Source organism: Lactococcus sp. LG1267 (assembly GCF_017309545.1).
Classification (GTDB): domain Bacteria; phylum Bacillota; class Bacilli; order Lactobacillales; family Streptococcaceae; genus Lactococcus; species Lactococcus petauri.
Genome location: NZ_CP071295.1, coordinates 1,200,430 through 1,213,525, shown reverse-complemented (window position 1 = coordinate 1,213,525; position 13,096 = coordinate 1,200,430). Strand labels below are relative to the sequence as shown.

The 13,096-nt window shown below is 39.4% G+C and carries 10 protein-coding genes; 2 read left to right on the top strand and 8 right to left on the bottom strand.

Annotated elements, in window-relative coordinates; genetic code table 11:
* Positions 1-33: 33 nt before the first annotated feature.
* Together J0J33_RS05995 and pcrA are read right to left on the bottom strand one after the other, a co-directional pair.
* Positions 34-600 (bottom strand): DNA-3-methyladenine glycosylase I, encoded by a 567-nt coding sequence (locus J0J33_RS05995; protein ID WP_165719503.1) that lies wholly within the window; start codon positions 598-600, stop codon positions 34-36.
* A 3-nt stretch (positions 601-603) separates the two neighbouring features.
* Complete coding sequence (gene pcrA / locus J0J33_RS05990) at positions 604-2,898, bottom strand: DNA helicase PcrA (protein ID WP_019293696.1); 2,295 nt, start codon at positions 2,896-2,898, stop codon at positions 604-606.
* 210 nt (positions 2,899-3,108) lie between these two features.
* Between pcrA and J0J33_RS05985 the strand changes: the two genes are divergently transcribed.
* Positions 3,109-3,975, top strand: a complete 867-nt coding sequence (locus J0J33_RS05985; protein WP_165719502.1) for an ATP-binding cassette domain-containing protein — start codon at positions 3,109-3,111, stop codon at positions 3,973-3,975.
* A gap of 12 nt (positions 3,976-3,987) precedes the next feature.
* Positions 3,988-4,755: an ABC transporter permease gene (locus J0J33_RS05980; protein WP_019292494.1), complete on the top strand. Its 768-nt coding sequence runs from the start codon at positions 3,988-3,990 to the stop codon at positions 4,753-4,755.
* 43 nt (positions 4,756-4,798) lie between these two features.
* Here J0J33_RS05980 and J0J33_RS05975 read toward each other — a convergent pair whose 3' ends face one another.
* The 6 genes from J0J33_RS05975 to J0J33_RS05950 form a co-directional block, all read right to left on the bottom strand.
* Entirely contained in the window at positions 4,799-5,530 is a 732-nt protein-coding gene (locus J0J33_RS05975; RefSeq protein WP_019292493.1) for a class A sortase, read from the bottom strand.
* A gap of 11 nt (positions 5,531-5,541) precedes the next feature.
* Entirely contained in the window at positions 5,542-6,612 is a 1,071-nt protein-coding gene (locus tag J0J33_RS05970) for an FAD:protein FMN transferase (protein ID WP_019293699.1), read from the bottom strand.
* A gap of 1 nt (position 6,613) precedes the next feature.
* Complete coding sequence (gyrA, locus tag J0J33_RS05965) at positions 6,614-9,085, bottom strand: DNA gyrase subunit A (protein ID WP_206888548.1); 2,472 nt, start codon at positions 9,083-9,085, stop codon at positions 6,614-6,616.
* A 158-nt stretch (positions 9,086-9,243) separates the two neighbouring features.
* On the bottom strand, positions 9,244-11,727 hold the full coding sequence (parC, locus tag J0J33_RS05960; RefSeq protein ID WP_206921615.1) for a DNA topoisomerase IV subunit A: 2,484 nt from the start codon (positions 11,725-11,727) through the stop codon (positions 9,244-9,246).
* A 45-nt stretch (positions 11,728-11,772) separates the two neighbouring features.
* Positions 11,773-12,234 (bottom strand): GNAT family N-acetyltransferase, encoded by a 462-nt coding sequence (locus J0J33_RS05955; protein ID WP_206888542.1) that lies wholly within the window; start codon positions 12,232-12,234, stop codon positions 11,773-11,775.
* 2 nt (positions 12,235-12,236) lie between these two features.
* The gene (locus tag J0J33_RS05950; RefSeq protein ID WP_206888539.1) at positions 12,237-13,079 is read right to left on the bottom strand and encodes a PolC-type DNA polymerase III; all 843 of its coding nucleotides are present in this window, start codon (positions 13,077-13,079) and stop codon (positions 12,237-12,239) included.
* Between the last annotated feature and the right edge of the window lie 17 nt (positions 13,080-13,096).

Here is a 13,096-nt window from a genome sequence, read left to right as displayed (position 1 = left end):
AAAGCGCCTGATAAATGTCAGACGCTTCTCTTTCTACAACAGCTCTTTATTACGGAAACAATAATCCGCATGGTCATTAATCACGCCTACAGCTTGAAGATAAGCATAGATGATTGTTGGACCAACAAATTTCATTCCTCTTTTTTTCATGTCTGTAGACATAGCTTCAGCTAAAGCATTGGTAACAGGTACTTGGCTCTCATCAGTAATTTGATGTTGCAACACTTGACCTTCTGAGAAAGACCAAATATATTTATCCAAAGAACCGAATTCTTTCTGAAGTTCTAAAACTTTTTGAGCGTTATTTACTGCAGCTGCTATCTTTAGCTTGTTGCGGATAATTCCCGCATTTTGGCGGAGTTCTTCTTCCTTTTCCTTACTATAGCTGGCTACTTTTTCAATCTCAAACTGATCATAAGCTTTATAGAAGCTTTCTTGTTTGTTTAAAATGGTTGACCAAGAGAGGCCTGCTTGATTCATATCTAAAACGAGTTTTGCAAAAAGCTCTTGATCGTCATGGACCGGAGTACCCCAATATGTATCATGATAATGAATCATCTTCTCCGAAGAAAGACACCACTTGCATCGCTTCTTATCCATTTACTACTCCTTTTTCTCAATTGGTGCCATTGCAGCCAAAAGACGTTTCATACCCACTTCAGGAAACTTAATTTTCAGCTCCATATTCTTACCGGTTCCAGTAACAGCTAACACAATACCTTCACCCCATTTGCGGTGGACGGCAGTATCTCCAATCGTCCAATCTTCTGTAGCTACATCTGCTTTTTCAATCACACGTGATGCTCCAGGATTGACTGCAGCTTTACGTTGATGAAGAGCATCTGTCATGGACATGCCAGTACCAAATCGTGTCGCACCTCCAGCCATTTTATAACTAGCATTGAAGCTTGAATTGGCCTTACGTGCAATCCCTCCATAGTCCAATAACTCATCATCAATCTCAGAGATGAAACGGCTCGGACGATTATAGCTGGTTTTACCGTAGAGCACACGTTGATTTGCATTGGTCATATAAAGAAATTCTTCGGCGCGCGTGATTCCCACATAGGCAAGACGACGTTCCTCTTCCAATTCATCAGGATCATCATTAACACGTGAAAGTGGAAAGATATTTTCTTCCATCCCAATAAGAAATACAACAGGAAATTCTAGACCCTTTGCAGCATGTAAGGTCATCATAGTAACCGCGTCACTCGCTTCTTCATATTCATCCACCTCAGAAAGAAGACTCACTTCATTAAGGAAACGACTCAAGCGGTCCAAACCGGTTTCCTTGATTGGTTCTCCGGTCATTTCATCTAGTGGTACTTCTGATTTTTCATCAAAATTCTTTGTCACGGAGAGAAATTCTTCGATATTCTCAATCCGTGTCTGAGCTTCAAGATTTGCTTGCATTCGTAGGAACTTCATATAGCCCGTGCGGTCAAGCATTTCTTCGACAAGTTCCGTGATACTAGATGTTTCAATGAAGCTACGCAAGAAATCAAAAATTAGCCCAAGATTGTAGATTTCGCCAGCTGCTTTGCCTCGAATATCCGATAAAGTAATATCCAACGTTGATTCTGCTAAAGATTTACCTTGCATATCCGCAAAGTTTCTCAATTTTTCCAGAGCACTTGGACCAACACCACGTTTAGGCTCATTAACGATCCGCTCAAAACTCATATTATCTCGAGGATTGGCAATCACGTTAAGATAAGAGATCACATCACGAATTTCTTTACGTGAGTAGAACTTTGTCCCAGCGACCATACTATAAGGAATATTAGACTTCAAGAAGGCTTCTTCTATTGTACGTGACTGTGCATTTGTCCGGTAAAGGACTGCAAAATCAGAGTATTTCCGTCCAGCTTGCACTTGCTCATTGATTGTCGAAGCTGTAAAGATTGCTTCATCCCGCTCATCGTTGGCACGATAATAAAGAATATTCTCCCCATCATTATTTTGAGTCCATAATTTTTTAGGACGACGGTTCACATTGTTATTTATCACATTATTGGCAGCCTGTAAGATTGTTTTTGTGGAACGATAATTTTCTTCAAGTAAAACAACTTTCGCATCGGGATAATCTTTTTCAAAGTCAAGAATATTCTGCATATCTGCACCACGCCAGCCATAGATTGATTGGTCAGCATCACCAACGACACAAATATTTTTAAAACGTTGAGCCATTAACTTGACGAGCTGATATTGCGCATGGTTAGTATCTTGATATTCATCCACATGGATATATTGAAATTTACCTTGATAATAGGCTAAAACATCTGGATTTTTATCAAAAAGACGTAAGGTTTGCATGATTAAATCATCGAAATCCATCGACTCCGCTTTACGCAGTTCTGCCTGATAGGTTTTATAAACACGGGCTGTCAGTAACTCATAAGGATTACGCGCATTGATTTGTCCTTCGTAAGCCTCGGGATCGAGAAGGTCATTTTTAGCGTTTGAAATCGTATTAAGGAGCGTTTTGGGTTCCCATTTTTTAGGATCCAAGTTAGCTTCTTTCAAAATACGCTTCATCAAGGTTTTTTGTTCCCCTGGATCAATAATCGTAAAGTTTCGGTTATAACCAATATGATCTGCATCGCGTCGGAGGATTCGAACACACATTGAGTGAAATGTTGCAATTAATGTATCTTGAGCTGCCGGGGTTAAATTAAGCGCACGTTCTCTCATCTCACGCGCAGCTTTGTTGGTAAAGGTAATCGCCAAAATATTCCAAGGATTCACCATTTTTTCATCGATAAGATAAGCAATGCGGTGTGTCAAAACACGGGTTTTTCCTGAGCCCGCGCCTGCCATGATTAAAAGTGGCCCTTCTGTAGTTTGTACTGCTTCTGCTTGTTTTTCATTCATTCCATTTAATAAAGGATTCATTTACTCTCTCAATTCCAGTCTAGTCTTGCTCTCCTATTATAACAAAAGAGGACCTATCCTGCACATCTGTTTTCCCTAAATTCTTTTTCATTAAATGTAATGACTCTCGCAATAATCAAAGCTGTAAATATGGTATTACACTTTATGGATTGGCTTGTAAAAGCAACGCACACATGATAGAATTATTCATAAAATGAAAGAAGGAAAAACATGACGCTGAACATCCAAAACCTCCGCTTCTCTTACCAAGCGCACAATGTCCTGAATTTATCCTCTGTGTCTTTTGACCAAGGAAAAATTTATGGGATTGTGGGAAGAAATGGTGTCGGAAAAACAACATTTTTTAAAACGCTGACTAATATTATTACCAACTATTCCGGTAGCATCGAAATTGATGGTAAGAATATTAAAGAAAATCCTAAAGTACTTACTTCTGTCGGTATTGTTCTTGATGATATGGAACTTTATAAAAACTACTCAGGTTGGTTTAATCTTCGCTACTTTGGTGGGCTACGTGGAAATTTTGATGAAGAGAGAACCCGCATCTTAGCTAAAGAATTAAATATTTACGATAACCTGAACGAAAAAGTAAGCCATTATTCTTTAGGAATGAATAAAAAGTTGATTCTTCTGATTTCCCTGATGAGCGATGCAAATATTCTCATTTTTGATGAGCCTTTCCGTGGCTTAGATAAAAAAACAGTCGAATGGTTTAAACATTACTTGCTTCATTTAAAGACAGAGGGACGAATGATTCTTATTTCAAGTCATGTTCAAGAAGACATTGAAACTCTAGCCGATGAAGTTTTAGTCCTAGAAAATGGTAATTTTGTTGAAAAATTCGATCTTCATAAGAAGAATCAGACCTATATTTACCGTGTACAAACAAATCAGCCTCAAGCGCTTCACACCTTCCTAACGGAGTTACAAGTTAAGTTTTCACAACAATCCGAAAACTGGACTATTTTTGAAATGAATGAAGACAAGTATCGTGAATTCTTCAAGGAAGCTGTAGCTCAAGATATTGAGTTTTATCAGATTAAAAAAGAAAGCAAGTTCATTGAACTTGTGAAATAGGAGGAACTCAGTATGAATGCCAAAAATATTTTTAAAATGGAAATGTATAAAAACATAAAGGATAAAACTTACATGATTGTCCTTGCCGTATTCATTTCTTTAAGTTTACTGCTTAACTTTTCATGGTTAGCTGTCAGTTTGACAAACATTGATTTCCAAAACTTTCCCATCCTCCTCACCTTTCTTTCGATTACGACTGTCTTTGCCGTCATTGGGTTAGCTATCTTTTCCCTCTTATATCCTTTTCATCTGCTCAATATTGATTATAAAAACAAGGTCATGAGTTTGATGATTGCAAGTGGAGTCTCTCGGGTCAAATATTACTTTGTCAAGATTGGCACAACAATTTTGACTCAATTAATTGCTCTTTTTCTTGTCTTAGTTGTCCCCTTTGTCACCTTCTTTATCTTCAACCAAGAAACGGTCTTTTCTCTCTTTCGATCGCTTGACTTACTCGTTCATTCTGCCGATATTTTTATGGGACTTCTTTCTTATATTTTAGGACTCGTAGCTATGATGGTAACAATGGCTTTAGCCGTTATTATCACGCGCGGAAGAACATCAGGTTTATTTGTATACATTGCTTTTAATTTCACCTCTCGTATTCTTCAAACAGTCTTAATGAGTCTATTTTTCCTCTTCCTTGCACAAGTAGGAACTTCAGACTTTAGTTCTACCTTTGTAAGTAATAACAGTCTCTTCAGTATTGGTTATCATATTATAGAAATCTTAGTTTTCGGCCTCATTGGTATTTTCTATCTTCGCAAACAGGATTTATAAAAATATCGAAAAAACTCCCAGAGCATTTCTGGAAGTTTTTTTATTAAAGTACTTGATTATAACTGCGGTCAAAAGCAGATTTCATCTCTTGTGTCGCAGCATCGTAAGCAACTTTTTTCTCAAATGTACCATGTACAATAATTCGATTTACAGCTTCTGGATCAGCACAGGTTACCAAGGTAATCTCCGTTTTTCCTGGTGTATCATCGATTACCTCTGAATGTTCTGGAGAAACGACAGATATTTTGTTGATACGATATTGATAGATATTATTTTTGTCCGTGACGTAAATAATCATCCCCTCTTTCGCACGTTCAAGCGGGGTAAAGAGTAGGCTAACATCGCTGCTAAAACCAGTGACGTTATGGCTGGCTAAAGCATAATTTCCTTGCCCCATCACTTGGTCTTCCTTCATCGTACCCGCTCCAAAAGCAAGGTTCTCATTTGCTAAGCCTTTGAAAATTGGCAGATTAATGCCAACATCTGGAATTGCAATACCTCCAATGACTGGCATGGGTTGACGGTTTAACTGGTTACGTACCACTTGTTCAAAACTAATCGACTCTACACTGTCAAAGTCAAAGTTGCCCTTTACTTCTTTGTTTTCTTTAATCGTTTCCCGCGTCACATTATTTATCTGATAATGCGCCGTATTTCTGCCGATTAACCAGTTTCGGATAGGTTTGTTAAAAACAAGGATTAAACCCACAAGAAAGAGAACCAAAATAAGCAAATTGACTAGCACGCGTTTCCAACTCTTACTTTTTTTCGCCATGTTACCTCTTTCTATTTTAAGTCTTTAATTTGACCGATCTTATAGTTTTCACTGGTTAAGTCAAATTTATCTTTTAAGCCATCCGTAATATAGACCTTGTTATCTTTATCCACAAATACAGCTTGAACATTTTTCAGGCTTTCGACATATTCATAACCTTTTTTGGTTCCCATAGCGTAAATCATAGTAGATAAACCATCACCATTTGTAGCATCATCACCAGAAATTAAAAGAGTGATGCTGGCAATATCATTGTCAAATGGGAAGCCCGTTTTAGGGTTAAGGATATGAGAGTAGCGATGCCCATCCACTTCTAAATAACGTTCATAAATACCAGAAGTATTTACATGTTGATCACTTGCTTTTAAAATTCCTAACTGCGATTTTTCTGGATCATTGGGGTCTTTTATAGCAATCGTCCACGCATCATTTGTTTGACGTGGAGAATGTCCAATCACATAGATAGAACTTGATCCCAAATCGACAATCCCAGTGGTTACGCCATTATTTTTAAGACTTTCAACCATCTTCATGGCTGTATATCCTTTAGCTATTGAACCTAAATCTAAGCGGGCACCTTTTTGACTTAAATAGACGGTACTGTCCTTTTCATTAAACTGGATAAATTGATAGTTAATCAGAGGTAAGACCTTGTCTATCTCATCTTGTGAAGGTTTCCGTGCATCAGGAAAGCCTATATTCCAGAGCTTGCTCAAAGGACCTATGGTAATATCATAGCCCATGTTCTTAGCAGAATAGTTATAGCCTAGCTTGATCAATTGATAAATTTCAGAATTTACTTTGACTGGTTTAATACCAGCATTGTCATTGATTTTATCGACAACTGATTTTGCTTGATCTACAGATACCCAATCGTTATATTTCTCAGCAATATTTAAAGCTTCTTCAACCGCTTTTTCCTTACCTTTATCGTAGACAGTGACTTGGATGTATGTTCCCATTGTTGTGGCATCTTTTTTGATTGGCTGCTCTAAAAGATCACGGGTCTCCTTATTTGAACTACAAGCTGCCAGTAAAAAGATACTGACAGCTGCAGTTAAGAATATAAATAATTTTTTCATTTTATTCTTCCGTATTTGAAGCTCTCTCTGCCTCGCTTATTTCTTTCTCTTCCTGTTCAGGTTCAACCAGAGCAAATGTCACAATTTGTGCATCATCATCCAAACGCATGATTTTCACTCCTTGCGCTGCACGACCCGTTTGTGAGATATTATCAACACTTGTACGAATCACAACACCTGTATCAGTAATGACCATAATATCTTCATCACCATTGATAGCAGTCAAACCGGCAAGTTTACCTGTGCGGTCAGTGATGTTCATGACTTTAATCCCTTTACCACCACGACCTTTAACAGGATATTCACTCGCAATCGTTCTCTTACCTAAACCTTTTTCAGAAATCACTAAGACTTCCTGTTCATCATGAACAATCGCTGTACCAACAACAAAGTCGCCTTCACGCAGGCTGACACCTTTAACACCCGTAGCAGAACGGCCCATATCACGTACCACAGCTTCCTCAAAGCGTACGGAGAAGCCATTATGCGTTCCGATAATGATGTTTTCTTTGCCTGATGTGAGCAGAACATTGATAAGCTCGTCACCTTCACGAAGATTTAGAGCTTTGAGACCGTTAGTTCGAATATTGGCAAATTGTTGGGTATTGGTACGTTTGACTAAGCCTTTACGTGTTGTAAAGAACAGATATCTTTCTTCGTCTGACTTCACAACATTAATAATTGTTTGAATCTTTTCACCTTCATCAAGTTTTAAAAGATTGACGATAGGCAAGCCTTTAGCAGCACGACCGTATTCTGGGATTTCATAGCCCTTCATTCGATAGACACGTCCAAGATTAGTAAAGAAGAGCAAATGATCGTGTGTACTTGTTGATACCAGATGTTGTACAAAATCATCGTCGGACATGTTCATGCCCTGAACACCACGTCCACCACGTTTTTGTGCACGGAATTCGTCATTGCTAAGACGTTTGATATATCCCTTATTTGAGAGAGTTATAAGAACATCTTCTTCCTCAATCAAATCTTCGTCTTCCAGATTCAAGACTTCTCCAACCAAAAGCTCTGTGCGACGTTTGTCTGCAAATTTACGTCTAATTTCACCTAATTCTTCTCGAATAATAGCTTTAACACGTTCTGGTTTAGCCAAGATATCTGCCAAATCAGCAATCAAGGCAATAAGCTCTTGATACTCATTTTCAATCTTGTCACGTTCCAAACCTGTCAAACGGCGCAAACGCATATCCAAGATAGCTTGCGATTGCTTGTCTGACAGTTGGAATTCATCCATCATCGCTTTTTGAGCAATTGCATCTGTTGCAGATTCACGGATAATAGTAATCATACGATCAATGTTATCCAAGGCTATACGCAAACCTTCTAAGATGTGAGCACGAGCTTCTGCACGAGCTTTATCAAAGCGTGTACGACGTTCTACAACTTCGATTTGATGCTCAATGTAGTCGGTCAAGATTTGTTTCAATGACAGAATCTTTGGCGTACCCTTTTCAATGGCCAACATATTAAAACCAAAGGATGTTTGAAGTTGTGTAAGTTTGAACAAGTTGTTCAAAATCACGTGTGCCGATGCATCGCGACGGACTTCAACCACTAAACGTACACCTTCACGACTTGACTCATCACGACAGGCTGTAATACCTTCAATACGCTTTTCTTGTGCCAAACGAACAATATGCTCATGAACTTTTGACTTATTGACCATATAAGGGAACTCAGTAACTACAATGCGTTCCTTACCTCCAGGTAATTCCTCAATTTCTGTCTTCGCACGAAGCGTAATTGAGCCTTTACCTGTTTCATAAGCACGGCGAATACCAGATTTACCCATGACTAGAGCACCAGTAGGAAAGTCTGGCCCAGGTAATACTTCCATCAAATCACGTGTTGTCGCCTCTGGATTTTCCATCAGCAAGTCAACCGCATCAATTGTTTCTCCTAAGTTATGAGGTGGAATATTTGTCGCCATCCCAACGGCAATCCCCGTTGTTCCGTTAACCAAAAGGTTCGGAAAACGTGCCGGAAGTACTTCTGGCTCTCGTTCTGTTCCGTCATAGTTATCAACAAAGTCAACAGTGTTTTTGTTGATGTCACGAAGCATTTCCAAGGCAATTTTTGACATACGTGCTTCGGTATAACGTTGAGCGGCAGCGCCATCTCCATCCATGGAACCAAAGTTCCCATGTCCGTCAACCAGCATGTGGCGATAGCTCCACCACTGAGCCATACGTACCATGGCCTCATAAATCGAGCTGTCTCCATGTGGGTGATATTTACCCATGACATCCCCGGTAATACGGGCAGATTTTTTATGTGGCTTATCAGGCGTTGTACCAAGCTCGTTCATTCCGTAAAGAATGCGGCGATGAACCGGCTTTAAACCATCGCGTACATCAGGTAGGGCACGTGCCACAATAACTGACATTGCATAGTCACGAAAGCTGGTTTTCATCTCCTCAGCAAGATTGACATTTATGATATTTTTATCTTCCATGTTCTCCTCTTTCAATGTATAAACACTGTCTCTATTATACCATAATTTCTTATTGTTTACAGTTGTTTTTAAATCTTTTGAATATACTTTTCACTTGTAAATCAGGCTTATTTTGACAGTATTTCTAAATAAAAAATAATCCTCATTGAGGATCATTTTTATTTTATTTTTGCTTCAATCACACGATCAATATCTTCGGCTAAGGGATGGCCATTGCTTGCACGATCGGATAAATTCAAGTCTGTCAGTTCTGTTTGATAGACTTTGCCCACTGCTGAAGTTACCTCCAAAATCTGGCTCTTATCAGTTGGCATATCTTCTGCTTCTGCAGGACTGAAAAGATCAACTGTCTCTGAAAGTGGTGTCTTATCAGTATTGATCACACTGCCTGCTGAGAATACGGTATGCGGATTGGTCTTCAAAGGACGTAAAACCTGTAAGCCACGATTTGCTCGACTTGTTTCCGGGATATCCTCAGATTTTACCCGCTTGATAAAGCCACGTTGTGTGAGTAGGTACCAACTGTCTGTTTGCACAAAGAAGGCAGCCTTGACCAAATCTCCTGCTTTAAGATTCATTGCCTTAACACCAGCTGCTTTAGCCCCCACAACTGGAATTTCTGAGATGTTAAAGCGAAGGGCGTAGCCATTTCCAGAAATCAACATCACATCTTCATCACCTTTAACAATCGGTGCGATGGTTACAATACTGTCTTTGTCCCCTTTGAGTTTCCCGTAAACCATTGACTTAGAGCGGTATGTCCGCCAAGGTTTAAAGGAATCAAGTTCAACTTGCTTGATTTGACCAGCTGCTGTGACTACCATGTAATTTTCGCCAGACTCAAAATTATCAAGTACTTGTGCAAAGATAATTTCTTCATCGCTGGCAAAATTGTTCAAAGTTTGGGAGATATGCTCGCCAATATCCTTCCAGCGGACATCAGACAATTCATGGACTGGACGATAAATAACATTTCCAAGACTGGTAAACATCAGCAGGTGCTGCGTGGTCCGTGCGCCAGCTTTAACAAAGATTAATTCGTCATCCTCACGTTTACCAACTTCTTCAACATTGGAAGAGGTAAAGCTACGTGGTGATGTGCGTTTAATATAACCACCACGCGTAACTGAAACAACCGTTTCCTCTTCCGCAATCAGTTGTTGCGCCTCGATCTCTATCGTTTCAACATTATCTTGTAGTTCTGAACGTCGTTCCTTGCCAAATTTTTTCTTAACTTCACGTAACTCACGTTTCATCAAGTTATAAAGTGTACGTTCATCATTGATAATCGCACGGAGTTCTAAAATCTTAGCTTCAAGTTCGGCTTGTTCATTCTCTAGAGTTACGATGTCGGTATTAGTTAAACGGTAAAGTTGCAGTGTAACTATAGCTTCTGCCTGTTCCTCACTGAAAGCATAACTCACTTTCAAGTTTTCCTTAGCATCTGATTTGTTTTCAGATGCACGGATCAAAGCAACGACTTCATCCAAGATAGAGACCATCCGGATCAAACCTTCAACCAGATGTAATCTTTTCTCTGCTTTACTCAAGTCAAATTTTGAACGCTTAACAATAACGTCCTGACGATGGGCAATGTAAGAGCGCAGAACAGGAAGAACACCGACTTGACGTGGCGTCATATTGTCAATTGCCACCATATTGAAATTATAATTAATTTGCAAATCTGTGTTTTTATAGAGGTAGTTAAGCACCAGCTGACTATTGGCTTCTTTTTTCAGCTCAATAGCAATGCGTAACCCTTCACGATCGGATTCATCACGCACTTCAGAAATCCCAGGCACTTTGGCATTTACTCGCACATCATCAATCCGTTTAACCAAAGTTGCTTTGTTGATTTCATAAGGAATCTCTGTAACGACGAGTTGTTCACGACCGCCTTTAAGTTTTTCAACTTCTACTTTTGAACGGACAGCAATGCGCCCTTTGCCTGTTTCGTATGCCTTTTTGATCTCACTACGCCCTTGAATAATGGCACCTGTCGGAAAATCGGGGCCGGGCATGAAAGTCATGATTTTTTCAACATCAGCTTTAGGATGATCAATCATATAGATTGTCGCATCAATAACTTCTCCAAGATTGTGCGGCGGGATATCTGTTGCATAACCTGCCGAAATCCCCGTTGAACCGTTCACCAACAAGTTAGGAAAGCTTGCGGGAAGTACCGTTGGTTCTTTTTCCGTATCATCAAAATTCCAAGCATGAGCAACTGTATCTTTCTCAATATCTTTTAATAAATACGAAGAAATTTCTGCCAAACGTGCTTCAGTATAACGCATAGCAGCCGGTGGATCACCGTCCATTGATCCGTTATTCCCGTGCATCTCAATCAAGGGCTCAAGCATTTTCCAATCTTGCGACAAGCGAATCATCGCATCATAAATCGAGCTGTCTCCATGAGGGTGAAAATTACCCATAACATTTCCGACAGACTTGGCAGACTTACGATAAGCTTTATCAAAAGTATTGCCATCCTTATTCATTGAATACAGGATGCGTCGTTGAACGGGTTTTAAGCCGTCTCGAATATCAGGTAGGGCACGTTCCTGAATAATGTATTTTGAATAGCGTCCAAAACGCTCGCCCATAATATCCTCTAAAGGTAGAGTTTGTATATTAGACATTAGTCCTCCAACAGTTATTTCATTTTTAAGTTTACAAAATGTTTTTTAAGAGGCAAAATCCTTTAAGTCCAAAATCATTTCAACATGTTTTATGCCGTCTTCCAAAAAGGGTTCTGAATCTTCCTTGAAACCAAAGGAAGCATAGAATGCCCGGAGATAGTACTGGGCTTCAATACGCACTACAGGTTCTCGCCATGATTGAGCCAGAAACTCAAGAGCCTGTTGCATCATTTTACGCGCCGTTCCTTTGCCACGTTGGCTTTCCTTCACCAGTACACGTCCAATAGAGGCCTCAGGATAAGAAAGCCCCGCCGGTAAGATACGACAGTAGGATTGAATGGCACCTTCATCATCTTCTAACCACAAATGCAATGACTTTTGATCCTTACCGTCGACATCTTGATAAGCACATTCTTGTTCGACAACAAAAATTTCAGAGCGGACTTGTAAAATTTTGTAGAGTTCTGATCGCGTAAGTTCTTCGAAATTTTTAATCTTCCATGCCATATTTATCCCTCTTTTTCTATTTCGTTTGTAAAGTTAGCTTTCTGCATTTCCTTCAAAAAGTCAGAATGAATGGTTACTGTCTCATTATTATAAAGCGTAGCTGTCAGACTGTAGCCCGTTGAATAAGCTGCTGTTATCGCTAAGCTTGTCACCTCGAATTTTTGCCAATTTCGCTGTGTATCTCTACGATAATAAACCAAATCTTTCGTAATTGGTAAGCTCAATTTTCGGCGAACTTCTTCCGTGATTGTTGTATCTACCTCACCAAACAAATCCATTTGTAAACTTTCGTTTGATACTAGTTGCGGTTTGGGTGGACGTGACAAGTCTTGTAAGTACTGATAGAGACGCGCGGTGATAAGGCAATCATTGAGTGCATCGTGGCTGCGCAAATCAATACCTAAAACATCCTTAAAAGTTTCCAACTTATAGTTGGGCATCTGCACTAATTTTTTTGCTTCAGAAAGTGTATCGTAGACTTGAAAATGAGGTGCATCACCAATCTCACAATCTACTATCGCCTGATAAAGAAAGCTGACATCAAAAGGTGCATTATGAGCCACCATCAAGCTATCTCTTGAAAAGGCTATAAAATCAGGTAAAACTTCAGCGAGAACTGGTTGTCCCAGTAAGGAAGCCGGCCAAATTCCAGTCAGTTCTGAAATTTTAGTCGGAAGATAAGAACGCGTGGGTTTGATCAACTGATTAAAGCGCGCAATTTCTTGGTGCGATTGGTCATATTTGACAGCACCAATTTGAATAATTTCATTTTTTTGAGGACTAAATCCTGTTGTCTCAAAGTCAAATACTACGTAATGCTCCACCTTATCACATTCCTTTCTCATTTTTCCTAAAAATATGC

Excerpts from the sequence above, each read along its gene's own strand:
- J0J33_RS05955 (WP_206888542.1), bottom strand. The coding sequence starts at position 12,234 with ATGGCATGGAAGATTAAAAATTTCGAAGAACTTACGCGATCAGAACTC.
- gyrA (WP_206888548.1), bottom strand. The coding sequence starts at position 9,085 with ATGGAAGATAAAAATATCATAAATGTCAATCTTGCTGAGGAGATGAAA.
- J0J33_RS05950 (WP_206888539.1), bottom strand. The coding sequence starts at position 13,079 with ATGAGAAAGGAATGTGATAAGGTGGAGCATTACGTAGTATTTGACTTT.
- pcrA (WP_019293696.1), bottom strand. The coding sequence starts at position 2,898 with ATGAATCCTTTATTAAATGGAATGAATGAAAAACAAGCAGAAGCAGTA.
- J0J33_RS05980 (WP_019292494.1), top strand. The coding sequence starts at position 3,988 with ATGAATGCCAAAAATATTTTTAAAATGGAAATGTATAAAAACATAAAG.
- J0J33_RS05970 (WP_019293699.1), bottom strand. The coding sequence starts at position 6,612 with ATGAAAAAATTATTTATATTCTTAACTGCAGCTGTCAGTATCTTTTTA.
- J0J33_RS05975 (WP_019292493.1), bottom strand. The coding sequence starts at position 5,530 with ATGGCGAAAAAAAGTAAGAGTTGGAAACGCGTGCTAGTCAATTTGCTT.
- J0J33_RS05995 (WP_165719503.1), bottom strand. The coding sequence starts at position 600 with ATGGATAAGAAGCGATGCAAGTGGTGTCTTTCTTCGGAGAAGATGATT.
- parC (WP_206921615.1), bottom strand. The coding sequence starts at position 11,727 with ATGTCTAATATACAAACTCTACCTTTAGAGGATATTATGGGCGAGCGT.
- J0J33_RS05985 (WP_165719502.1), top strand. The coding sequence starts at position 3,109 with ATGACGCTGAACATCCAAAACCTCCGCTTCTCTTACCAAGCGCACAAT.